At 73.5% G+C, this 22,450-nt stretch carries 20 protein-coding genes; 7 read left to right on the top strand and 13 right to left on the bottom strand.

The window, feature by feature from the left end; translation table 11 throughout:
* Positions 1-44 precede the first annotated feature (44 nt).
* Positions 45-1,160, bottom strand: a complete 1,116-nt coding sequence (gene paaE, locus ACFYMP_RS16030; RefSeq protein WP_388856818.1) for a 1,2-phenylacetyl-CoA epoxidase subunit PaaE — start codon at positions 1,158-1,160, stop codon at positions 45-47.
* Positions 1,161-1,482: 322 nt separating this feature from the next.
* On the opposite strand from paaE, the gene bla reads away from it, so the two are divergent.
* Complete coding sequence (bla, locus tag ACFYMP_RS16025; RefSeq protein WP_388857514.1) at positions 1,483-2,415, top strand: class A beta-lactamase; 933 nt, start codon at positions 1,483-1,485, stop codon at positions 2,413-2,415.
* A gap of 137 nt (positions 2,416-2,552) precedes the next feature.
* Here the strand turns inward: bla and ACFYMP_RS16020 are convergent, their stop codons facing one another.
* Positions 2,553-3,392: a GntR family transcriptional regulator gene (locus ACFYMP_RS16020; RefSeq protein WP_388856815.1), complete on the bottom strand. Its 840-nt coding sequence runs from the start codon at positions 3,390-3,392 to the stop codon at positions 2,553-2,555.
* Positions 3,393-3,638: 246 nt separating this feature from the next.
* Between ACFYMP_RS16020 and ACFYMP_RS16015 the strand changes: the two genes are divergently transcribed.
* The 6 genes from ACFYMP_RS16015 (at position 3,639) to ACFYMP_RS15990 (ending at position 11,041) form a co-directional block, all read left to right on the top strand.
* Positions 3,639-4,895 carry an extracellular solute-binding protein gene (locus ACFYMP_RS16015; protein WP_388856812.1) on the top strand — a complete coding sequence of 419 codons (1,257 nt, stop codon included), beginning with the start codon at positions 3,639-3,641 and terminating at the stop codon, positions 4,893-4,895.
* Positions 4,896-4,935: 40 nt separating this feature from the next.
* Positions 4,936-5,940: a carbohydrate ABC transporter permease gene (locus ACFYMP_RS16010; RefSeq protein WP_388856809.1), complete on the top strand. Its 1,005-nt coding sequence runs from the start codon at positions 4,936-4,938 to the stop codon at positions 5,938-5,940.
* Complete coding sequence (locus ACFYMP_RS16005; RefSeq protein WP_388856806.1) at positions 5,937-6,851, top strand: carbohydrate ABC transporter permease; 915 nt, start codon at positions 5,937-5,939, stop codon at positions 6,849-6,851. The genes ACFYMP_RS16010 and ACFYMP_RS16005 overlap by 4 nt, the downstream gene beginning before the upstream one ends.
* A 164-nt stretch (positions 6,852-7,015) precedes the next feature.
* Complete coding sequence (locus tag ACFYMP_RS16000) at positions 7,016-8,563, top strand: beta-N-acetylhexosaminidase (RefSeq protein WP_388856803.1); 1,548 nt, start codon at positions 7,016-7,018, stop codon at positions 8,561-8,563.
* On the top strand, positions 8,563-10,008 hold the full coding sequence (locus ACFYMP_RS15995; RefSeq protein WP_388856800.1) for a cellulose binding domain-containing protein: 1,446 nt from the start codon (positions 8,563-8,565) through the stop codon (positions 10,006-10,008). Before ACFYMP_RS16000 ends, ACFYMP_RS15995 begins: the two co-directional genes overlap by 1 nt.
* 229 nt (positions 10,009-10,237) lie before the next feature.
* On the top strand, positions 10,238-11,041 hold the full coding sequence (locus ACFYMP_RS15990) for an NAD-dependent epimerase/dehydratase family protein (RefSeq protein WP_388856797.1): 804 nt from the start codon (positions 10,238-10,240) through the stop codon (positions 11,039-11,041).
* Here the strand turns inward: ACFYMP_RS15990 and ACFYMP_RS15985 are convergent.
* The 11 genes from ACFYMP_RS15985 to ACFYMP_RS15935 all read right to left on the bottom strand — a co-directional run bounded on the left by ACFYMP_RS15985 (position 11,016) and on the right by ACFYMP_RS15935 (position 21,922).
* The gene (locus ACFYMP_RS15985) at positions 11,016-11,642 is read right to left on the bottom strand and encodes a GNAT family N-acetyltransferase (RefSeq protein ID WP_388856794.1); all 627 of its coding nucleotides are present in this window, start codon (positions 11,640-11,642) and stop codon (positions 11,016-11,018) included. The two genes, ACFYMP_RS15990 and ACFYMP_RS15985, sit on opposite strands and share 26 nt — an antisense overlap.
* A 70-nt stretch (positions 11,643-11,712) precedes the next feature.
* Complete coding sequence (locus ACFYMP_RS15980) at positions 11,713-12,705, bottom strand: hypothetical protein (protein ID WP_388856791.1); 993 nt, start codon at positions 12,703-12,705, stop codon at positions 11,713-11,715.
* Positions 12,706-12,789: 84 nt separating this feature from the next.
* The gene (locus ACFYMP_RS15975; protein ID WP_388856788.1) at positions 12,790-13,389 is read right to left on the bottom strand and encodes a PadR family transcriptional regulator; all 600 of its coding nucleotides are present in this window, start codon (positions 13,387-13,389) and stop codon (positions 12,790-12,792) included.
* 111 nt (positions 13,390-13,500) lie between these two features.
* Positions 13,501-14,529: an SDR family oxidoreductase gene (locus tag ACFYMP_RS15970; protein WP_388856785.1), complete on the bottom strand. Its 1,029-nt coding sequence runs from the start codon at positions 14,527-14,529 to the stop codon at positions 13,501-13,503.
* 57 nt (positions 14,530-14,586) lie between these two features.
* Positions 14,587-15,846 (bottom strand): beta-ketoacyl-[acyl-carrier-protein] synthase family protein, encoded by a 1,260-nt coding sequence (locus tag ACFYMP_RS15965; RefSeq protein WP_388856782.1) that lies wholly within the window; start codon positions 15,844-15,846, stop codon positions 14,587-14,589.
* Complete coding sequence (locus ACFYMP_RS15960; RefSeq protein WP_388856779.1) at positions 15,843-16,151, bottom strand: acyl carrier protein; 309 nt, start codon at positions 16,149-16,151, stop codon at positions 15,843-15,845. Before ACFYMP_RS15960 ends, ACFYMP_RS15965 begins: the two co-directional genes overlap by 4 nt.
* Complete coding sequence (locus tag ACFYMP_RS15955; protein ID WP_388856776.1) at positions 16,148-17,479, bottom strand: aspartate aminotransferase family protein; 1,332 nt, start codon at positions 17,477-17,479, stop codon at positions 16,148-16,150. The genes ACFYMP_RS15960 and ACFYMP_RS15955 overlap by 4 nt, the downstream gene beginning before the upstream one ends.
* Entirely contained in the window at positions 17,466-17,963 is a 498-nt protein-coding gene (locus ACFYMP_RS15950) for an SRPBCC family protein (RefSeq protein WP_388856773.1), read from the bottom strand. Before ACFYMP_RS15950 ends, ACFYMP_RS15955 begins: the two co-directional genes overlap by 14 nt.
* Complete coding sequence (locus ACFYMP_RS15945) at positions 17,951-19,387, bottom strand: GNAT family N-acetyltransferase (protein WP_388856770.1); 1,437 nt, start codon at positions 19,385-19,387, stop codon at positions 17,951-17,953. The genes ACFYMP_RS15950 and ACFYMP_RS15945 overlap by 13 nt, the downstream gene beginning before the upstream one ends.
* Positions 19,388-19,428: 41 nt before the next feature.
* Positions 19,429-20,595, bottom strand: a complete 1,167-nt coding sequence (locus tag ACFYMP_RS15940; RefSeq protein ID WP_388856767.1) for an acyl-CoA dehydrogenase — start codon at positions 20,593-20,595, stop codon at positions 19,429-19,431.
* Between the two features lie 106 nt (positions 20,596-20,701).
* Complete coding sequence (locus ACFYMP_RS15935; protein ID WP_388856764.1) at positions 20,702-21,922, bottom strand: cytochrome P450; 1,221 nt, start codon at positions 21,920-21,922, stop codon at positions 20,702-20,704.
* Positions 21,923-22,450 lie beyond the last annotated feature (528 nt).

Below are 22,450 nucleotides of genomic sequence, written 5' to 3'. Positions count from 1 at the left end.
GCCCGGCAGCCGCTCGGCCGCCCGCGCCCGCCCTCCCGGCGCGCTCAGCTGTCGTAGTCCACGGTGAGGGTGTCGGAGACCGGGAAGGTCTGGCAGGTCAGGACGTAACCGGCCTCGACCTCGCCCCTCTCCAGCGCGAAGTTGCGGCGCATGTCCGCCTCGCCCCGGGTGACGAGCGCCCGGCAGGTGCCGCACACCCCGCCCTTGCACGCGAAGGGGAGGTCGGAGCGGGCCTTCTGCGCGCCGTCGAGCACCGTGCGGTCACGGGGCAGGGCGGAGGTGGTGGAGCGGCCGTCGAGCGTGATGGTGACCTGGCTCGTCGGGCCCGCTTCGCCGTCCGGGCCGTCCTCGTGGCGGGCGGGGGCGACCGGCTCCCCGTCCGCGAAGAACAGCTCCTGGTGGACGCGGGCCTCGGGCACCCCGAGGCCCGACAGGACCCGCTGGGCGTCGGTGACCATGCCGTGCGGTCCGCACAGCCACCAGTGGTCGGCGGCCTCGACGTCCACGAGGGCGCCGATCAGCGCCCCCAGCCGGTCGGCGTCGAGACGGCCCGAGAACATCGCGGCCTCGCGGGGCTCCCGGGACAGGACGTGGCCCAGCTCGAAACGGCTCGGGTACCGGTCCTTCAGGTCGGCCAGCTCGTCGGCGAACATCACGGTGTCGGTGCGCCGGTTGCCGTAGAACAGCGTGACCCGCGAGGTGGTGTCCGCGGCCAGGACCGACCCGGCGATCGACAGCATCGGGGTGATGCCGGAGCCCGCCGCGATCAGGACATGGTGCCCGGGGGTGGCCAGATCGGGGGTGAAGACGCCGGTCGGCGCCATGACCTCGACCTCGTCACCGGGCCGTACCTCGCGCACCAGCCAGGAGGAGAACAGCCCGCCGGACACCTCACGGACCCCGATCCTCGGGGCGCTGCCGGCCGGGGAGCAGATCGAGTACGAACGACGCTCGTCCCTGCCCTCCACCTCGCGGCGCAGTGTGAGCGACTGACCGGGCCGGTGCGCGTAGTCCCCGGCGAGTCCGGCGGGGATCTCGAAGGCCACGGACACCGCGTCGTCGCACAGGTGCTCGACCTCGGCTACCCGCAGGGTGTGGAAGGCGGGGCGGCGCCGGGCGGGCGGGCGCACGTCCCCGGCGGCGGTCGTGGGCGCGGTCATAACGGTTCTCCTCGACGTACGCGAACGGTTCGGGCGGCGGACCACCACGGCTGGGGCGGGCCGGCACCTGTGCCGCCGGCCGTGCTCCGCTCGCGCGGGCGCGTCGGCCAGAGTCTCTACCGACCATTCGTTCGGTAGCAGCGTCGCAAAGATTCCCGGCACGTGCAAGCCCCCGGGGAACAGGCCGCACCACGCCGGGTCACCAGGCCCGGGACCGGCCTGCTGGAAGTGGTGGGAGCGGACCACTAGAACGGTGGCACCGCAGAAGCGAACTCGGGAGGACGACTTGCGCGACTACCACACCCCGGAGCACGCCGGCCCCATGTCCGTCCGGCCGGGGCCCGGCGCCACCGGGCCCGGCCGGCGCTCCGTGCTCGCCCTGGGCACCACGGCGGCGGCCGCCGCGCTCCTGGGCGCCGCACCGGCCGCACATGGCGGCGAACACGCCACCACCACCGGGCTGTCCGCCCGGTTCGCCGCGCTGGAACGGGAGCACTCGGCACGCCTCGGGGTTCACGCGCACGACACCGGCAGCGGCCGGACCGTGAGCCACCGCGCCGACGAGCGCTTCCCCCTGTGCTCCCTGTTCAAGACGCTCGCGGTGGGCGCCGTCCTGCGCGACCTCGACCGCGACGGCCGCTACCTGGAGCGGCGCGTCCACTACACCCGGCAGGAGGTCGACGCCGCCGGCTACGCGCCCGTCACCGGGACCCCGGAGAACCTGCGCGAGGGCATGACCGTCGCGCACCTGTGCGCCGCCGCCCTGATCCACAGCGACAACGCGGCGGCGAACCTGCTGCTGCGCGCCCTCGGCGGACCGGCGGCCGTCACCCGCTTCTGCCGCTCCACGGGGGACCGGGTGACCCGCCTCGACCGGTACGAGCCCGAACTGAACTCGGCGGAACCCGGGCGCGTCACCGACACCACGACCCCGCGCGCCCTCGGCACGACCTACGGCCGGTTGCTGCTCGGCGACGCGCTCGACCCCGGGGACCGTGCCCGGCTCGACGCGTGGATGCGGGCCAACCGCACGAGCGACGACAAGTTCCGGGCCGGCCTGCCCGAGGACTGGGCCCTGGCCGACAAGACCGGCAGCGGGGACTGGGGCACGAGCAACGACGCGGGCGTGGCCTACCCGCCCGACCGGGCGCCGGTCCTCCTCACGGTCCTCACCACCCGGCACACGGCCGAGGCCGAGGGCGACAGCGCTCTGGTGGCCGAGGTGGCGCGCCTCGTCGTCCGGGCGCTGAGCTGACCACGGGGCGCCCACGCGCGCGGCGAGGGCGCGCCGCCCGCGGCCCGGAGACTGGGGCCCCCTTCTGTCCCGGGCAGCGCGCGGCGAGGGCCCGCCGCCCGCCGCCCGGGAATGACGCCCCTCCTGTCCTCGGGCGCTCACCCGTCCTGGACGTCGCCCACCGTGGACGAGGTGATGATGTCCCCGTGCGCGAAGTCCCCGGGCGGGATGCCGGGGTGGTGGCCCCGCCGTGCCGCGTCCCGCCGGCCCGCGCCCGTGCCCAGGGCAAGCCGCGACACAATGCGGTAGCGGTCGCCCCGGTACACCGAGTGCACGTACTCCACCGGCCGCCCCGAGGAGTCGGTGGTCAGCCGTTCGATGAGCAGGGCGGGGGACAGCACCGGCACGTCCAGGACCTCCGCCTCCGCCTCGTTCACCACGGTGGGCTCGATCGACTGCGTCGCCTCGTGGACGTGGACGTCGTGGTGTTCCCGCAGGTGCTCGTAGAGGTCCCCCGCCTCCAGCTCCGCCGGGGTGAGCCCGGGGACGAGTTCCCGCGGGATGTGCAGGTGCTCGATCGCCATGGGCAGTCCGTCCACCAGCCGCAGCCGCGCGATGTAGACCAGCCGCGCCGCCGGTGACAGTCGCAGCCGTCGGCCGATCCGGGCCCCCGCCTGGATCGTGGACTGTTCCAGCACCCGGCTCGACCAAGTGCCCTGGGCCGCGGGCACGGACAAGGTCGTGTCGTCCGAGACCAGTTCCTGCGTGATCTTGGCCGGGGCCACGAACATGCCCCGCCCGTGCTCGCGCACCAGGGCCCCGGTCGCCACCAGTTCGTCCACGGCCGCTCGCAGGGTGGGCCGGGACACGCCGAGTTCCGCGCTCAGGGTGCGTTCCGAGGGGATCGCCTCGCCCGCCCCCCGGGACTCGATCAGGGACAGCAGGAACTCCCGCACCCTCTCCCGCTTGGGCACCGCCCCCGAAGAGCTGCTCGTCATCGCCGTCCCGCCTCCGTCACCCGGTCCCGTTGGTGCCACCCAGTCCATCATGCTGCTGACCAGTGGGCGACCACTGGTCAGCTGAGAGCAGCGTACCCGCTCGCGCGCACCCGCGCCGGAAACCGTAACTCGCCTGAAACGGCAGGCTGCGCAAGGGCCTTGACGGTCGATGTGGTCTATGCCACCTTCTAGCAACGCCAACTGACCAGTTGGCCAATTGGTCAACTATTTTCGTGGAGTGCCCCCGTGAAGATCCGCCTCCTCGCCGGCCCGTTCGCTCTCCTCGCGACCGCCGCCGCGCTCACCGGCTGTTCGTCCGGCGACGAATCCGACAGTGCGAGTGGTCCACAGAAGGTCACCGTGTGGGTCATGAAGGACAGCGTCACCGACGCCTTCCTCGACCGCTTCACCAAGGACTTCGAGAAGCAGCACGACCGCGTCGACGTCGACGTGCAGGTCCAGGAGTGGGACGGCATCGGCGAGAAGGTCACCGCCGCGCTCGCCAGCAAGGACGCGCCCGACGTCATCGAGGTGGGCAACACCCAGGTCGCGCAGTACGCCGCGAGCGGCGGAGTCGCGGACCTGAGCGACCGGGTCTCCGATCTCAAGGGCGGGGACTGGCTGCCCGGACTGGCCGAACCCGGCAGGATCGACGGGAAGCAGTACGGCATCCCCTGGTACGCGGCCAACCGCGTGGTGCTCTACAACAAGGACCTCTTCGCCGAGGCCGGCATCACGAAGCCGCCCACCACCCGGGACGCATGGCTCGCCGACACCAAGAAGCTCAACAAGGGCAAGGTCCAGGGCATCTACCTGCCCGGCCAGAACTGGTACACCCTCGCCGGGTTCATCTGGGACGAGGGCGGCGACCTCGCGAAGAAGACCGGCGGCAAGTGGGAGGGCACCCTCGACAGCCCCGAGGCCCTCGCCGGGATGGCGCGGTACCGCGAACTCCAGGCGCTCGGCAAGGGCCCCAAGGACTCCGACGAGGCCAAGCCCCCGCAGGCCGACGTGTTCGCCAAAGGCGACGTCGCGCAGGTCGTCGCGGTACCGGGCGGCGCCAAGATAGTCGAGCAGGCCAACCCCGCCCTCAAGGGGAAGATCGGCTTCTTCCCGATCCCTGGAAAGACCGCGGACAAGCCCGGCTCCGTCTTCACCGGCGGCTCCGACCTCATCGTCCCCGAAGCCTCCGCCCACCCCGAGGCGGCCTACGAGGTGGTCAAGGCCCTGGCCGGCACCAAGTGGCAGAGCGACATGGCCAGGACCATGAGCTATGTGCCCAACCGCACCTCGCTCGCCAAGGTCCTCGCCGGCGACGAGGGCACCGCGGCCATGGCGGCCGGCGCGGCCCAGGGCCACGCGACGCCCAACTCCCCGGAGTGGGCCGCCGTCGAGGCGACCAACCCGATCAAGGAGTACATGACGGCCGTCCTCACCGGCACCGACCCCGCCAAGGCCGCCCGCACCGCCTCGCAGTCCATCACCAAGACCCTCAACCCGTGACCCGCGCCCCGAGCCGGCCGACCACCGTGAGGAGGAGCCCGTGGCCCGCCAGACAGCACCCACCGCGCCACCCCTGAAGACCACACCGGCCGGGCGCGGCCCCACCGCACCGTCCGCCGCCGGGCCCACCCCCGCCGGCAGGAGCGTACGGCGCCCGCGCGGCGGCGGCTGGTGGCCCTACCTGCTCGTCGCCCCCACCGTCCTGGGCGCCCTGCTCCTGCTCGGCTACCCCCTCGTACGCAACCTCGTCATCTCCTTCCAGCACTTCGGGATGGGCGAACTCATCAGGGGCGGGGCCCGCGGGGCCGCCTTCGACAACTACCGCTCCGTGCTGAGCGATCCCGAGTTCTGGGAGGTGGTCCGCCGCACGGTGCTGTGGACCGCCGTCAACGTCGTCCTGATCGTGGGCCTGGGCACCCTGGTCGCCCTCATGCTGCAACGGCTCGGCAGCCGCTGGCGCGTCGTCGTGCTCAGCGGGCTCGTCCTCGCCTGGGCCAGCCCCGTCATCGCCACCACCACCGTCTTCCAGTGGCTGTTCGCCTCCCGGCTCGGCGTCGTCAACTGGCTCCTGACCCGACTGGGACTCGACTCCTTCCAGGACTTCTCCTGGTTCGCGAACGGCAGGGCCACCTTCGTCATCCTCGTCCTGCTCGTCGTGTGGCAGTCCGTGCCCTTCGCGGCCATCACCCTGTACTCGGCGCTGCTGACCATCCCCGCCGAACTCGTCGAGTCCGCACGGATGGACGGGGCCGGCCCCTGGCGGGTCTTCCGCTCCGTGACCCTGCCCGTCCTGCGCCCGGTGTTCGGCCTCGTGGTGTGCCTGGAGATCATCTGGGTCTTCCGCTGCTTCGCCCAGATCTGGGCCATCAGCAAGGGCGGCCCGGACGGCGCCACCACGACCCTGCCCGTCTACGCCTACCGCATCGCCCAGTCCCTGCACCGCTACGACCTCGGCGCCGCCGTCTCCAGCGTCACCGTGCTGCTCCTGGTCGCCGTCCTCATCGTGTACCTGCGCAGCATGTTCCGGCAGGAGGCCGAACTGTGACCCTCCCCGCCCCCGCCCCGCTCGCCGCGCCCCCCTCCGGCCCCGCGGTGCCGCGCGCCACCACGCGCCGCTCCGGGTCCCGCGGTCGCCCGGCGCGCCGGCTCCTGCTGCACTGCGCCGCCGCGCTCGTGTTCGTCCTCTCCGTCTTCCCCGTCTACTGGATGATCCTGACGGCGTTCAAACCGACCGCCGACATCCAGGCCGACACCCCCGTCTTCCTGCCCACCCACCTCACCCTCGACCACTTCGCGGACGCCGTGCACACCGACGGGTTCTGGGGCTTCTGGCGCAACAGCCTGCTCGTCACGGTGAGCTGCGTCCTGCTGGCCCTGGTCGTCGCCCTGGCCGCCGCCTTCGCGGTCGCCCGGCTGCGCTGGCGCGGCCGGCGCGGGTTCATCCTGATGGTCTTCCTCGCCCAAGTGGCGCCCTGGGAAGCCCTCCTGATCCCGATGTACATCATCGCGCGGGACTTCGGCATGCTCGACCGGCTCTCGATGCTGACCCTCGTCTACTTCATGCTGACCCTGCCCTTCACCATCGTCACGCTGCGCTCCTTCCTCACCGGCATCCCCGCCGAACTGGAGGAGGCCGCGCAGGTCGACGGCTGCACCCGCACCCAGGCGTTCCGGCGGGTCACCCTGCCGCTGCTCGCCCCAGGGTTGCTCGCCACCTCGCTCTTCGGCTTCATCACCGCCTGGAACGAGTTCGCCTTCGCCAACATGCTCATCATCAAGAACCAGGGCGACCGCACGCTGCCGGTGTGGCTCTCCTCGTTCTCGAACGTCTTCGGCACCGACTGGGGGGCCACCATGGCCGCCTCCACCCTGTTCGCACTGCCCGTCCTCGTCCTGTTCCTGGTCCTCCAGCGCCGGGTCGGCGCCGGGATGACGGGCGGGGCGGTCAAGGGCTGAGCCCCGGCCCCACCTCCTCGCACAGCACCACCGCACCGCCCTACGGCCGCAGGCGGACGGGGCAGCCCCGGCTGTCCGCCGCCCCCCGGTCCACCCGCACCACCGTCGTGACCCGCCCGCACCGCACCCGGCACCCGTCCCGCCCGCCGACCGAAGGCGCCGCCATGCCCCCACCGCACCAGCAGCTCGCCCTCCTGCCCCGTCCCACCCGGGTCAGCCGCCGCTCGGGCCACTTCGTCCTCGACCCGCACACCCGCGTCCACGCGGACAGCGGGGCCCAGGAAGCCGCCGACCTGCTGCGCACCCTGCTGCGCCCCGCCACCGGCCTGTCCCTCGGCCCCTCGCCCGACGGCCGGATCGTGCTCGCCCTCGACCCCGCGCTCAGCGGACTCGGCGCGGAGGGCTACGGGCTCACCGTCGGACGCGACGCCCTGCTCCTGCGCGCCGCCCGCCCCGCCGGGCTGCTGCACGGCGTCCAGACCCTCCGCCAGTTGCTGCCGCCCTCGGCGCTGGGCAGCGCCCCCGTACGGCGCACCCGCTGGGAACTGCCCTGCGTCCAGATCACCGACTCCCCGCGGCTGGCCCGCCGCGGCTTCATGATCGACGTGGCGCGCCACTTCCAGCCCGTCGAGTGGCTGTACCGCCTCACCGACCTCCTGGCGCTGCACAAACTCAACGTCCTCCAGCTGCACCTCACCGACGACCAGGGCTGGCGCCTGCCCGTGGCGGACTACCCACTGCTCACCGAGGTCGGCGGACACCGCGCCGAGAGCGCCGGGGACGGCATCCCGCACGGCGGTTCCTACACCACGCGCGAGCTGCGCGCCCTGGTCGCCTACGCCGCCGCCCGGGGCGTCACCGTGGTCCCCGAGATCGAGATCCCGGGGCACGCCCGCGCCGCGCTCGCCGCCTACCCCGAGCTGGGCAACCACCCCTCCGTACGGCACGCGGTGTGGACCCGGTGGGGGGTGTGCGAGAACGTCTTCGGCGTCCACGACACGACCCTCGACTTCTGCCGCACCGTCCTCGACGAGGTGATGGACGTCTTCCCCTCGCCGTACGTGCACCTCGGCGGGGACGAGTGCCCGAAAACCGAGTGGTACACCTCGCCGAGCGCCCTGGAGCGCGTGCGCGAGGCGGGCCTGGCCGGGCCCGAGGCCCTGCACGCCTGGTTCATGGGGCAGGTCGGCGACCACCTCGTCGAGCACGGCAGGCGCCCGCTCGGCTGGACCGAGTCCGGCGAGGACCTGCCCGAGTCCTTCACCGTGCTGCCGTGGCGCGACGCGGAGCACGGCCACGTCGCCGCCCGCCGCGGACACGACGTCATCATGGCCCCGTACCGCACGAGCTACTTCGACTACCCGCAGAGTGACCACCCCGCGGAACCGCCCGGTCAGCCCGGACTGCTCACCCTGCGGGACGTCTACGAGGCGGAGGCCGTGCCCAGCTCCTGGGAGGACTCGGCCGCGCGTCATGTCCTGGGCGTCCAGGCCCAGTTGTGGAGCGAGTACGCGCCGACGCCCGCGCACCTCGAATATCTGGCCTTCCCGCGCCTGGCCGCACTCGCCGAACGCGGCTGGTCGCGGCGGCGGGACTGGGACGGGTTCGCCCTGCGCCTGGACCACCACCAAGAACGCCTGGACGCCCTCGGCGTCCGGGGCCGTCGCCGGACGGCAACGGCAACACCCCCACCCGGAGAGGAAACCGCCTGATGCGCACCGCACTCAGAACCTCCCGCACGTACAGCTCCCTCCGCAGCTTCAGGGGCAGGACCCTGCTGGCCGCGGCCCTCGCGACCGGTCTCGGATGCACCGCCCTGACCGTTCTCCCGGCGAACGCCGCCGGCGAGTCCGTCAAGATCCAGTACCGCCAGAGCTCGACCGGAGCGGACCAGGCCGAACCCTGGTTCAAGGTCGTCAACAACGGCAGTACGCCCGTCGCGCTGAGCAAGGTCAAGTTCCGGTACTACTTCAAGACCGACGGCGGGTCCTCCTACACCTTCGCCTGTTCCTGGGCGGTCAAGGGCTGCGCCAACGTCTCCGGCACCTTCGGCACCCCGTCGAAGACCACGGCCAACGCCGACCGCTACCTGGAGGTCGGCTTCGGCGCGAACGCCGGCACCCTCGCCCCCGGCGCCGACACCGGCGACATCCAGCTGCGCTTCTACCGCTCCAACTGGGGCGCCCTGAACCAGTCGGACGACTACTCGTTCAGCGCGGCCCGTACCTCCTACGCCGACTGGGACAAGGTCACCGCGACCGTCGACCAGACGCGCGTATGGGGCACCGCCCCCGAGGGCAACGGACCGGTCGACCCCACCGACCCGCCCACCGACCCGCCGACCGGCGGCCAGGGCACCCTGTTCGACGACTTCACGTACACCGCCTACAACGACCCGAAGATCGACGCGCACGGCTGGAGCGTGCGCTCCAACTCGGGCGGCCCCGGAGTGGCCGGGGCGAGCTGGGACCCCTCGAAGGTGACCTTCGCCAAGGAGGGCACCAACACCGTCATGAACCTGGAGACCTCCACGGCGGGCACCGGGGAGTCCACCAAGCACACCGAAGTCCTGACCAAGGCCACGAAGTTCAAGGACGGGACCTACGCGGCCCGGGTCAAGTTCGCCGACACCCCGAAGAACGGCCCGGACGGCGACCACCTCGTCCAGACCTTCTTCACCATCAACGCGCTCAAGGCCCCGATGGACGACGACTACGGCGAGTACGACTTCGAGTACCTGCCCAACGGCGGCTGGGGCGAGCCCTCCAACATCCTGTACACCACCTCCTGGGAGACGTACCGGCCCGACCCGTGGGAGGCCGTCAACCAGCACAGCGAGTCCCGGCAGTCCTACGCCGGCTGGCACGACCTCGTCCTCACCATCGACAAGCAGTCCATCACCTACTACGTGGACGGCACCGAGTTCGGCAAGCACGACGCGAAGTACCTGCCCGAGACGCCCATGTCCATCAACTTCAACCAGTGGCTGATCGACCTGGCGGGCCAGACCTCCACGACCCCGCGCGCCTACGACCAGAAGGTGGACTACGTCCTGCACGTCAAGGATCAGGTCCTGACCCCGCAGCAGGTGGCGGCGAAGGTCGCCGCCTACCGTTCGGCGGGCACCGCCTTCGAGGACACCGTCCCGGGCAGCTGACCTCGGGGTGAGCGGGCCGCCGCGGCCACACGGGCGTCGTGCACACGCCCGGCCGCGGCGGTGCGCGCACCGGGGCCGCCGCACGCGCGGACGGTGGACTGTTGCACGCATGCCCTCCTGTGGGGTGTTTCACGGTGTCCTCGCGCCCGGTGCCTTCACAGGCGCCACTCACCGGTGACAGGATCACCCTCCGTCCGCCCGGGTGCCGGCGGAGACGGGGAGGAGCGACATGGTTGTGGGAACGGTGGCCGTCACCGGCGCGGCGGGCAGGATCGGCTCGGCGGTACGCCGGGCCCTGCGCTCCGAGGCGGACCGGCTGGTCCTGCTCGATCAGGTACCACTGCGGCCCGAGGCCGACAACGAGGAGACCCTCACCGTCGACCTGAGGGACGCGGAAGCCGTCGAGTCGGCCCTGACCGGAGTGGACCGCGTACTGCATCTCGGCGGGGTACCCGACGAGGCGCCCCTGCCCGAACTGCTGGACGCCAACGTACTGGGCACCCACCACGTCCTGGAGGCCGCGCGCCGCCAGGGGATCTCCCGCGTGGTGCTGGCCAGCAGCAACCGCCTGACCGGCTTCCACCCCGCCGGGCAGCTCACCGGCCCCGAGGCACCACCACGCCCGGACGGCCTGTACGGAGTGAGCAAGGTGGCGGTCGAGGCGCTGGGCAGGCTGTACGCCGACAAGTTCGGTCTGTCGGTGATCTGCCTGCGGATCGGCAGCTACGAGCAGGCCCCCCAGGAGCCGCGGCACCTGGCGACCTGGCTCAGCCCGCGCGACGCGCTCGGCTTCTTCCGCGCCGCGCTCAGCGCCCCGCCCACCACCCCCTTCACCACGGTGTACGCCGTCTCCGCGAACACCCGGCGCTTCTGGACGCTGCCCGGCGCGCGCGAGCTGGACTACACACCCGTCGACGACGCGGAGGCGTACGCCGGACAGATCCCGGGCGCCCAGGACCCCACCGACCCCGAGGCACCCCAGGGCGGCGCCTTCGCCGCACCCGAGTTCACCCTGCGCCACCTTCGGCCCTGACGGCCCGTAGCCCTGTCGGGGCCTCGTCGCCTCCCGGCTCCCGGGCACGATCCGGAGTGTGCAGGCGCGTGTACTCCTCGGCGAGCAGGCCCAGGACGACGAGGTCGCGGTGGCGTCCCGCGACGAACACCTGATCGCGCAGCCGGCCCTCCTCCACGAAACCGAGCCGACGCTGGAGCCTCAGCGAGGCCTCGTTGTGGGCGAAGACCCGGGCCACACACTTGTGGTAGCGCCGTTCCTCGAACAGGAAACGCATCAGCAGCAGGGCGGCCTGTGCCGCGTACCCCTTGCGCCGGTGCTCCGCTCCGATCGACACGCCGTACTCGAACCAGCCTGCCCGCGTGTCCGTGTGGTGCGAGCCGACGGCACCGACGATCTCTCCGCTCTCCACCGTCTCGACGGCCAGCACGAATTGGTCGCTCTCGTCCTTTGGCACCGACTGCTCCTTGACCCGCCGACGGTGGCTCTCGGCAGAACGAGGCGGCTGCGCCAGGTCTCCGAGGCGCTCCTCCTGCTCGGCGAAACCCCGCAACGCGACCCAGTCCTCCGGCTCGACCGCGCGCAGCCGCACCAGATCACCCGCCCATATCGATGTCGTCATCCGCGCAGTTGATCAAAGACCGCCCGGCCTGTCCACAGCGGTGCGGTGAGCTTGCTCCACGCCCTCTCCCTCACCCGGCGCCGAACCGTTCGACGAGCCCCCGCAGCGTTTCGAAGGCGGGCTTGGGGGTGTAGTCGTCCGTGGTGAGCCCGAACTGGTGGAACAGGCCGGGGTGCGCGCTGTCCGCGTCGCGCAGCGCGAAATGGGTGTAACCACTTAGGCGGAGCGCCTGGGCCTGAGCGGCCACCGTCTCCACCACGGTCTCCACCACGGCGGCCTGCCGGGCCGGGGAGCGATCGGGGCCCGTCGGCCAGCCGTGCTCGGTGATGTGCAGCGGAACCGCGCCGAGACCGGCCGGTGTCAGCACCGCCTCACGGTGGTGACGCAGCAGCCCCTCCACGGCCGGTGCCAGCTCCGGCGCCGCCACGGGGCGGAAGACGTCCGGGAAGAAGTCCAGCCCCACGTAGTCCAGGTCCGCGCGGAACTCCTCGCCCCCGAGGGAGGCCAGATCGCTCACGAAGGACGCCCCGGGGCCGAGGAGCGGGGTGGTGTTGAAGCCGATCCGCAGGTGGGTGTGGCCCAGTTCGCGGGCGCGCGTCCGGGCGGCCGAGACGCCCCGCACGATCGCCTCGGCCACCCGTGGCCAGTACCCGTCCAGCGTGGGGTTGCCCGTGACGTTCGGCTCCTCCGCCACCTGCAGAGTGCCCGTCACCGCGCCGTACTGCTCGACCAGTTCACGCAGGAACACGCAGTAGCCGTCGACGTCACCGGAGGCCGAGCGGTACTGCGCGACCAGATCGAGGCGCCGTCCGCGGCGGGCGTACCGCGCGGCGTCGGCCGGGGTCTCGGTCCGGTGCGCCGTGCCCGCGCGGGTGGAGTCCTCGAAGGCGGTGTACGCGCGTACGAGGAACGGCCGCTCACGCCGTCCCTGGAGACGGTCGAGCGCCTCCTCCACCTGTGCCGGATCGTCGGGCGCCCCCCGGGCCAGTCCGCCCGTGTCGTCCCCGGTGGCCGAGCCCGGGTATATCCCGAAGAGCAGTCCCTCCCGCGTGGTCCACGTCATGATGTACCCCTCCTGCGGCTGACGCCGCGTGCTGGATGTCCGGTGTACGTCTCGTCGCGGCGCGCGACGGGTGGCCGACGGCGGTCACCCTCCGGCCGGTGCGCTGTCCGGTTGCCCCTCGGGCCAGGCGAGCGCGCCGGAGCGGATGTCCGCGAGGACCGCGCCGATCCACGCGGACTCGGCGCGGGCCAGGCTCAGGGCGTACTCGGCCTCGATGACGTGCAGCCGGGGGACGCCGCCGGCGAGTGCGGCGGCGAGTCGCTCCTCGTCGCCCGCCGTCCGCTCGGCGAGCAGCCGGACCCGCTCCGACAGGGCCGCCGTCGCGCCCTCGGGGCCCAGCGCGCCCAGGTAGGTGACCGCGCCCAGGAACTGGGGGAAGTCCCGTTCGGGTGTACGGATCTGTAGGTCGAGGCGGCGGACGAGCTCCGTCCGGCCCGCCGCGGTGAGGGCGTAGACAGTCCGCTCCGGCCGGTTCCCGGCGCGCTGCCTGTCCTCCTCCGCCACCCAGCCCGCCTCGGCCAGTGCCGCCACCGTGTTGTAGAGCGTGCCCCGGGAGATCGCCGCGGCGTGGTGCGCACTGCGGTGGCGCAGCTCGCTCAGCATCTGGTGCGGGTGCGAAGGCCGTTCCAGCAGGAGGCCCAGGACGGCGAGGACGACGGGGTTGTCGAGAGTGCGACGCGGCATGGTCGAACTGTACCAGTCTAAATAGACTATGTCTGACCGGGTCTCGGCGCGGTCCGCGCGGGACGCCTCCTATCCGTAGGTGACAGGGCCTTTCGCGGCGCCTCGGCCGGGTCAGGCGCCCAGAAGCGTCCACGGGGTGGGCCGGGCCAGCGCCAGCCGCGGCCTGCTCCGCGCCCAGTGCCGCACCGAGGCCGCCATGACCGCCGCCGGGTCCTCGACCTGACGGGTCGGCTCGAAGGGGGCGCTCATGCTGGTGTAGCTCTGGAACATGGCCAGGAGGCGGACGGCCTGCTGCTGGAGCGGCGACAGGTACTGCTCCGCCAGCGGCAGGAAGAAGCGGTTCCACGTCTCGGTGGGGACGATGGGCGGCCGGGGCACCGGGGGCGCGCCGTGGTCGGCGCGGAACTCGTCCAGGGTCGTGCACACCACGTCGAGCAGACCGGACAACCGCAGGCACTGGCGGCCGGACGCGACGACCTCCGTGCGGGCCAGCAGCGGCGGGGCGCTCAGGGCGGCGTCCACCACGGCGTGGGCGACCTCGTCGACCGGGCCGATCTCCGCGTAACCCTCCGGATCGCCGACGACGACGGCGGCGAGACCCGAGACGAGCGCCTGGAGCAGGGTGTACGGGCCGGAGAAACGGGCGATCTCCCCGGTGTCGCGCCGCCCGACGATCAGCGGGGGCCGCACCACCGTGAGCGGTCCGCGGTGCTCGCCGCGCACCACGTCCTCGCACGCCGCCTTCGACCACTCGTAGCCGTTGCGGTACCCCTCGAACTCCGCGCCGCGCAGGTCCTCGGGGGCCCGCACCCCGTCCACGTACGCCGTCGAGACGTGCACCAGATGGGTGCCGCGCCCGGCGAGCGCGAGCACGGCGCGCAGCGGCAGGAGGTTCGCCTGCCGCGCCTGCGCTCGGGTCAGCGTCCAGCGGGTGGAGGCAGCGGTGTGCACGATGACGTCCCACGGTCCCGCGAGGCCGGCCGGCGTGGGCGCGGCCCCCAGCTCCCAGGACAGGACGCCCGGGGCCGCGCGCCGGGCGACCCCGGTCACCCGGCCGTGGCGGCACAGGGGATGGGCCCGCAGCCCGGCGAGGACCTCGGTGCCGACGACGCCGGTGGCGCCAGTGACGAGGATGCGCATGTCAGCCGTCCTGGGAGAGGTGGGGGAGGGGGGCGACCGGCCGGGAGGACGGCCGGATCAGGGCGGCGGGCCCAGTACCAGGCAGGCGTTCTGGCCCCCGAAGCCGAAGGAGTTGGACAGCACGGGCGAGGGCGGCACACCGCGCGGCCGGCCGATCACCACGTCCAGGAGGCCGGCCTCCCCGTTGGTACGCGTGTTGGCGACGGGCGGCACCTGCCCCCGGGCGGCGCACAGCAGGCCGAGGACGGCCTCGACGGCGCCCGAACCGCCGATGAGGTGGCCGGTGACACCCTTGACCGCCGTCACCGGCGGTGAGTCGCCCCCGAAGCAGTGGTGCACCGCGCGCGCCTCGGCCCGGTCGTTGCGCGGCGTGGAGGTGCCGTGGGCGCTCACGTGCCCGATGTCGCCGGGGCCCAGCCCCGCGTCGGCGAGGGCGGCGCTCATGCAGGTGCTCGCCATGAGCCCGTCCTCCCGCGGGGCGACGATGTGGAAGGCGTCGCACGTGGAGGCGTACCCGCACACCTCACCGTGCACGCGGGCGCCACGGGCCCGCGCCCGGTCCAGGCGCTCCAGGACCAGGACGGCCGCCCCCTCGCCCATCACGAATCCGTCCCGGTCGGTGTCGAAGGGGCGGCTGGCGAGCGCCGGTTCGCCGCGTGAGGACAGGGCGCGCAGCCGTGCGAAGCCGCCCATGACGACCGGCGTGACAGCCGCGTCGACCCCGCCGGCCACCGCGACGTCCAGCTCCCCGCCGCGAATCCTGCGCGCGGCCTCCCCGATCGCCGTCGTACCGCTCGCGCAGGCGGTCGAGTACGTGGTGCAGTCACCCCGGAAACCGTGCCGCATGGCGAGCCGGCAGGCCGGGGAGTTCGCCATCGTGCGGGGCACGGTGTGCACCGGCATCCGCAGCGGCTGGGCGCCGTGCTCACGCGCGGTCGCCTCCATGCTCGGCAGTCCGCCCACGCCGGTGCCGATCTGCACGCCGACGCGGTGCGGGGGCACGTCGGGCAGCGGGCCGGAGTCGCCGAGCGCGTCGGCCGCCGCGCACAACAGCAGCAGGGTGGTGCGGTCGATCTGGCGCAGCTCCCGAGGGGGCACGTAGGGGCCGGTGTCGAACGCCGGGACGAGGCAGGCGAAGTCCACGGGCAGTCCGGCGGCCGTCAGCTCCGGTACGCGCACCGCGGCCGAACGGGCGGCGAACAGCGCGCGGTACACCTCCTCCACGCTGTTGCCCGCCGGGCACTTGAGGCCCATGCCGGTGACGACGACGCGGGTACGGCCCCGGTCCGGGCCGTCCGCGAGGTGGTGGAGGGTCACCGGCGGCCCGCCAGGCGGTCGTGCAGCACGGTGACGGCGTCCGACACGGTCCGCGCCTCCACCAGATCCGCGAGCGGGATACGGACGCGCAGGGCGTTCTCCAGCCGGGAGCCGATGTCCATCAGCTCCAGGCTGTCGATACCGAAGTCGCGTTCCAGGTCGGTGTGTTCGTCGATCTCCTCGGGCGCGGCGCCCAGGACGTCGGCCGCGGCGGTCCGCACGAGCGCGGAGATCTGCGCGCGGGTGACCGGTCCGGGTCGCTCAGGGGCCGGTGCGGGACCGAGAGAGGGTTCGGGAGCTGTCACGGGCGGTTCCTGTTCTCGTGGTCGGTGGCGGCCGGGGCCCGGTCGAGATCGGCGGTGGCGGCGAGCAGCGCGGTGTCGAGGATCGCCGCGGCCTCCTCGATGTCCCGCACGGTGCTCACCAGGGGCGGCAGCAGCCGGATCGTGGTGGGCCGGCTCAGGCACGGGGACACCAGGAGGCCCGCGGCGGCGAGTTCGACGACCACCCGGCCCGCCGCGCGCGGCGAGCACAACTCCAGTCCGCGCAGCAGCCCCCGGCCGCGTACCGTCCGCACCACCTCGGGGTGGGCGCCGAGCAGTGCCTGGAGGGCGGTGTCGAGAGCGGCGGACAGGGTCTCGCCGTGGCCGGCGAGCCCCTCGACCGCGCCGAGGGCGGCGGGCAGCGCGGCACAACTGAGGGGATGGCCGCCGAAGGTCGCCGAGTGCAGGAAGGGATCGTCGTCCAGCGGGGCGTACATCCGCGGCGAGCACACCACGGCCGACAGCGGGACCACACCCCCGCCCAGCGCCTTGCCCACCAGCAGGGCGTCCACGGGCAGCCCCGCGGCCAGCGCGGGGGAGCGGTCACCGCAGCGGCGCAGCCCGCACTGGATCTCGTCCGAGATCACGAAGGTCCCGTGCGCGCGGGCCTCGGCGCACCACTCGCGCAGCACCTCCAGTGGCAGCGGGAAGGCCCCGTTCTCCCCCTGGACCGGCTCCAGGACGAGGGCGGCGGCCTCGCCCGCGCCCAGGGCACGCCGGAAGGCGCCCGGATCACCGGGATCGAGGTGCGCGGTGTCGGCGGCGTTGCCGAACAGGCCCACGCGGTAGGCGGAGTGGTGAGTCAGGGACAGTGCGCCCGCCGACTTCCCGTGGAAGCCGCCGCGCACCGCGAGGACCCGGGGGCGGCCGGTGGCCAGGCGCGCCAGTTTGACGGCGACCTCGACGGCGTCGGCCCCGTTCAGGCCGAAGCACACCTTCGGCAGGACATCACCGAAGTAGCCGCTGAGGGTCTCGGCGGCGCGCGCGGTCGTGGGGTTGGCCAGACCGCGCGTCGAGGTCGGCATCAGGCCGAGCTGGTCGCGGACCGCGGCGACCACGGCGGGGTGACGGTGGCCGAGCAGGGTCACGGCGTAGGAGCCGAAGTCCAGGGCGCGCCGCCCGTCGGACAGCGTGACCCGGCAGCCCTCGGCGGACTCCTCGTGGGCGCCGCGCCCCGCGAAGGACCCCGCGAGGGCGAGCCGGGGCGAGAAGTGGCGGCGTACGAGGTCGAAGACGGAGGAGGGGCCGGCGGGGCGCGGCGGGGGAGTGGCCCGGGAGGTGCCGGGCTCGGGGGTCTCAGGCCGGGGCACTCGTGCCCTCCGGGGTGCGGCCCTCGCGGGGCGGGTGCTGCGGGCCGGCGGTCAGCTGCTGTTCGAGGGCGGCGAGCATCTGTCCGGCGTTCTCCCGCAGGGCCTCGGCGGCCACCGGGTTGAGGAGGTCGGCGAGCAGCGGGATACCGATGTCGAAGTCCACGTGCAGGGACACGGTGCTGCCGCCGTCCGGGCCCGCGGTGACGCCCCAGTGCCCGGTGAAGGCTGCGAGGTCGCCGCTGGTCTGGCGGAAGTCGAAGCGCCGCGCGGCCTCGTCGATCACCTCGTCCTCGATCCAGCGCAGCACCGAACCGCTCAGCCGCACCGACCACGCGGTGGTACGGCGCCGGGGCCGTGGCCGGGCGAGTACGGTGACGGACTCGACGGCGGCCATGCGGCCGGGGAACGCCTCGACGTCGACGACGGCGGCCCAGGCCGCCGCGGGCGGCACCGCGATGTGCAGATCCACCTCTACTCGGGGCACGGCTTCCCGCCTTCCTGACCGGGGCCGGACGCCGTGGTGCCGGTCTGCCGGGCCGGGCCGGTACCGCGCCCCGAGCGGCCCAGCGCCCGGTCGCGGGCCGCGGCGAGGGCGTCCGGCAGCAGGGTGCGCAGCACGGCGCGCGGCAGCCGTCGCACATGGGTGAGGGCGTAGGTCTGCTCGACGAGCGCGCAGCCCATCTCGGTCTTCGGGGTGTACGCGGTCTGCGCGAAGCGGATGCGGCGGCAGCCGCGCGACAGCGCCAGGCGGATCGCCGCGTAGTGGACGTGGTGGTAGAGACGGGCCCGGTGGGCGAGTGAGTAGTCGAGGCCGATCCTGGCGCCCGTCGCGCCCTCCCCGGTGAACAGGCACAGCAGGAACGCGACGAGCCGCCGCCCGTGGAAACAGGCGACCAGGCAGTTGTCCCGGTCCGCGTTGAGCGCGTGCAGGAAGGCGGCGTCGATGACGTCGAGGGTCTGGTCGGCGCGCTCCATCACCTGCCCGTACAGGCCGAGCATCTCGGGGATCAGGTGCGCGAAGTCCTCGACGGTCTCCGTACGCAGACCCGGATGTGCGGCGTGCGTGCGCATGTTGCGGCGCGCGTTGCGCCGCGGCGTGGGCGGCAGGGAGGCCACGTACGCGTCGAAGAGCGAGCCGGCGCCGGCCCCGGCGTCCGGCGGGCCGTCCGGGTCGAGTCGCAGCTCGGTGTCGGGCAGGCCCGGGGCCAGGAAGAAGCCCGCCTCGCGCAGGACCGCGTCCCACGGGGCGAGCGCCTCGGGCGCGAAGTCCTTGAGCACGACCGTGCCGAGCCGCTCGCGACGCGCGAAATCGATCACGGCGCGCACCAGGACCCGGGCGAGGGGAGCGGTGAGCGGCCGCGCGCTCAACACGTGCCCCTGCCCCAGCAGATGGCCGCACAGGAGCATGGGCACGCGCAGCAGCCGAGGCGCGAGACGGCGCAGTGGCGCCAGCACACGCCGCTCCCGCGGGCCCACCACGGCGTCCAGGCGCAGCGAGCGGAAGAGGCACAGCGGCAGCACGGCGACGGGAACACGCCCGTCCCGGTACGGTTCGACGTCCAGGAGACGGGGCCTGGGGCGGGACCGCAGCAGGGGCCTGATCCGGCCGCCGTCCCCCAGCCCGGCCCCGCCGCCCCTGCGCCCGTCGCCCGCGACCTCCTCGTAGCCGGCCCGCTCGGACAGGGCCTTCTCGGACAGGGAGTCCTCGTACACGAGGTTCTCGTACACGACGAGGTAGGCGTAGCCCTCGGGGCCGAGGTGACCGCGTTCCATCGCGGTGAAGACGGCGGGTGACCACATCGGGTCGTGCGGCGGGGCGAGCCGCTGCCACAGTCCTGGCGGCAGCGCGTCGATGGTGCGCACCACGTCGACGTGGTGTCCTCGGGGGCCGGTGTCCACGGGTTCCACGGTGTCGTTCACCTCTCTGTGAGCGGGGCCGGTGTCTCGTCTCAGCCGATGCGCAGGGGCCGGCCGTCGAGGTAGTCGCCCAGCGGCCGCGCCATGCGGCCGCGCGCCGGAGGGTGGAAGGTGAGGGCGCCCGCCGCCGAGGCGAGGTAACTGCCGTCCGGTTCGGCGGCGAAGGCCATGCCGCCGAGGGCGGCGAGACAGTCGCGCGTGGTGCGGGCGATGGTGTCCTGTGCCGCGTAGCGGGCGGCGAGTACGCCGGCCAGCAGCGTGTCGGTCCACTCCTCCGTCTCCATGGCGCGGGCCACCGCCTCCAGCGACAGGGCCGCCGCCTCGACACCGGTCACGAGGACAGTGGGGTCGGCGGGTGGGCCGCTGCGCCGCAGGACCCGCTCGACCAGCGCGCTGGCCACCCCCACATAGCCTGCCGTCAACAGGAGTTCGAACCACAGGAAGCCGGCGAGGTGCAGGTCGTCGGGCACCGCGTCCGCGGTCACCTCCGTGGTCACCACCTGCTGCGGGTCGATCTCCACGTCCCGGAGCACGACCTGCTCGCTCTCCGCGCCGGCCAGCAGCGGACTGCCCCAGAACGGAAGGACCTCCACACCGGGTGTCCCGGCCGGCACGAGGGCCACGGCCAGCCGGCCCGGGGCGGCCGGCCCCCGCCCTCGCGGGCCGGGGCCCTCCTCGTCGGGCAGCACCACGGACACCGTCAGCAGGTCCATCGACCGGGACAGACTGCACGGCATCTTGCTGCCGTTGAGGACGACGCGGCCGTTCCTGCGCCGCGCGACGACATGCGGCCGCAGGATGTTCTGCCCGGTGCGTCCCTCGGCGAACGCCGAGGCCAGCAGCAGTCGTTCAGCGGCCACCGAGGCCAGCAGCAGCCCCTCCGGGCCCGGTGCTCCGCCGTCGTCGCGGACCGCGTGGACGAGTCCCGCCACGGAGAAGTGGTGCATGGTGGTGGCCACCGCGAGAGAGGGGCTGCGGGCCCCGACGGCACGCTGCACCCGGACGGCGTCCAGGGGACTCGCCCCGAGCCCGCCGTACCGGCGCGGCACGAGAAGCCCGGGACCACCGCTCGCGCGGAACGCGGCGATCCCCGGGCTCGGGCAGCTCTCCAGCTCCCTGAGCGGATGACGCGCGAGGGCGGCGTCCAGGCCGGGTAACAGCCGCTCGGCGGCGGCACGTTCCTGGTCGAGAAATCTCACGGAAAGCCTTTCGGGGGCGGTCAGCCGTGTGCGGACGGATCGAGGGAGGTCAGGCGTGTGCGGACGGACGCGAAGAGGTCAGCCGCGTGCGACGGACGCGAAGAGGTCAGCCGTGTGCGGACAGGGGCAGGACGTCGAAGGCGCGCAGACTGATCGAGGTGCGCCGAAGGGCGCCGCCAGCGAGCGAGAGCGTGGGGAAGCGGATCAGGAGCCGTTCGAGGAGTTCGGCGGTCTCCAGCCGGGCCAGGGCCGCGCCGAGACAGTAGTGCGCCCCGCCCCCGAACCCGAGCACCTTGACGTCGGCCCGGTCGACGCGGAAGGCGTCGGGCTCCGGGTGGCGCTCGGGGTCGCGGTGCGCGGCGGCGAGCACGGTCGTCACATTGGCGCCCGCGGGCACCGGGACCCCGCCGATCACGAGGGCTCGGGCGGCGATCCGCTCGGTCATCTGCACCGGGGTGTCCCAGCGCATGGCCTCCTCGACGGCGCGGGGGACCAGTGCGGGGCGCTCCCTGAGCTTCCGCCACTGGTCGGGGTGGGTCAGCAGGGCGTGGACGGCGAGTCCGAGCAGGCCCGCCGTGGTCTCGTAGCCCGCGACGAGCACCAGGAGCAGGGTGTCGACGAGCTCCCGTTCGTCGAGCCTCGTGTCGTCGGCGTCCCTGGCGCGCAGCAGGTCGGTCGTGAGGTCGTCGGCGGGTTCGGCCCGGCGCCGCCGGACGAGCTCCGCGAAGTAGGCGCGCAGCGTGTCCACCGCGCGATCGGCCAGGTCCCAGTCCCGCGCGGTGCGCAGGGGTTCGAGCAGCCGGCCGGCGTCGTGGCCCAGGCGCTGGAAGTCCGGCTGCTCCCCGGCCGGAACGCCGATGAGCCGTCCGACGACCGCGACGGGTAGCGGATAACCCACCAAGGCCTGGAAGTCGGCGGTGCCACCGGCCGCGCAGGCGTCGGCGAAGCTGTCCAGGAAGCCGTCGGCCAGATTGCCGACTCCCGCGCGCAGCGCCTGCACGCGGCGTACCGAGAAGGCACCGGCGACCAGCCGCCGCAGCCGGCCGTGGTCGGCCCCGTTGCGCCGCAGCAGGGAGGAGTAGAAGAAGTCGGCGCCGGGATGCTCGTGCCAGCCGGGGTCCTGGCGCGCGTACCAGTCGAGGTCGGGGACGAGGAGGGCGGGATCGCCCAGCGCGTACCGGCAGTCGGCGAAGCGGGTGAGGACGTAGGTGTCGAGTTCCGCGTCGTGGTGGACGGGCGCGGAACTCCTGAGTGCGGCGAATACGGGATAGGGGTTGTCCCGGCCGGCCGGGGTGAAAAGAGTGGACAACGCCGAGTGCGGGTCCATGCGCGTCCCTCACTGAGGAGAACGGTACGAACGCGGAAATCCTGAGTGGCGGTCAATCGCCGCCAACGGAGTGTGTGCAGCCTGTGGTTGAGGTCCCATCACCTCTCCCGACCCATCTCCTCCGAGAGACCGGGGGGCTCTTTCGAGAGGTTAGGGGACGGACTGCGTTCGCACTACATTCTTTCGCGGCGCGAGGAGATAAACCCCTGCTGGCTACCTCATCGGGTGAGGCCCAGGTCCGCTGTTCGCACCCGCACCGGCCCTCGTTCGAGCGGAAGGCGTGCGACCGCCGAAGGAGCCCTGGGCCCTTGAGAGTGCGGGGGCCGGAGGGCGGAACCGGTGCCCGGTGCGGGCGGCCGTACACGGGCCGTACCCGGAAGGAAGGAGGGCACGGGACAACAACGCAAGGGCGCGGGGGGGGGGGGGGCCCCCCCCGGGCGCGGGGGGCCCCCCCCCACCGCCCCCCCCCCGCCCCCCCCCGGCCCCCCCCCCCGCCGGCCCCGCCCCCACCCCCCCCCCCGGCCGCCC

It is taken from the genome of Streptomyces sp. NPDC007088 (assembly GCF_042869355.1).
GTDB lineage: Bacteria > Actinomycetota > Actinomycetes > Streptomycetales > Streptomycetaceae > Streptomyces.
This window is presented reverse-complemented; position numbering and strand designations above follow the sequence as displayed.

Excerpts from the sequence above, each read along its gene's own strand:
- paaE (WP_388856818.1), bottom strand. The coding sequence starts at position 1,160 with ATGACCGCGCCCACGACCGCCGCCGGGGACGTGCGCCCGCCCGCCCGG.
- bla (WP_388857514.1), top strand. The coding sequence starts at position 1,483 with ATGTCCGTCCGGCCGGGGCCCGGCGCCACCGGGCCCGGCCGGCGCTCC.
- ACFYMP_RS16020 (WP_388856815.1), bottom strand. The coding sequence starts at position 3,392 with ATGACGAGCAGCTCTTCGGGGGCGGTGCCCAAGCGGGAGAGGGTGCGG.
- ACFYMP_RS16000 (WP_388856803.1), top strand. The coding sequence starts at position 7,016 with ATGCCCCCACCGCACCAGCAGCTCGCCCTCCTGCCCCGTCCCACCCGG.
- ACFYMP_RS15995 (WP_388856800.1), top strand. The coding sequence starts at position 8,563 with ATGCGCACCGCACTCAGAACCTCCCGCACGTACAGCTCCCTCCGCAGC.
- ACFYMP_RS15990 (WP_388856797.1), top strand. The coding sequence starts at position 10,238 with ATGGTTGTGGGAACGGTGGCCGTCACCGGCGCGGCGGGCAGGATCGGC.
- ACFYMP_RS15985 (WP_388856794.1), bottom strand. The coding sequence starts at position 11,642 with ATGACGACATCGATATGGGCGGGTGATCTGGTGCGGCTGCGCGCGGTC.
- ACFYMP_RS15980 (WP_388856791.1), bottom strand. The coding sequence starts at position 12,705 with ATGACGTGGACCACGCGGGAGGGACTGCTCTTCGGGATATACCCGGGC.
- ACFYMP_RS15975 (WP_388856788.1), bottom strand. The coding sequence starts at position 13,389 with ATGCCGCGTCGCACTCTCGACAACCCCGTCGTCCTCGCCGTCCTGGGC.
- ACFYMP_RS15970 (WP_388856785.1), bottom strand. The coding sequence starts at position 14,529 with ATGCGCATCCTCGTCACTGGCGCCACCGGCGTCGTCGGCACCGAGGTC.
- ACFYMP_RS15935 (WP_388856764.1), bottom strand. The coding sequence starts at position 21,922 with ATGGACCCGCACTCGGCGTTGTCCACTCTTTTCACCCCGGCCGGCCGG.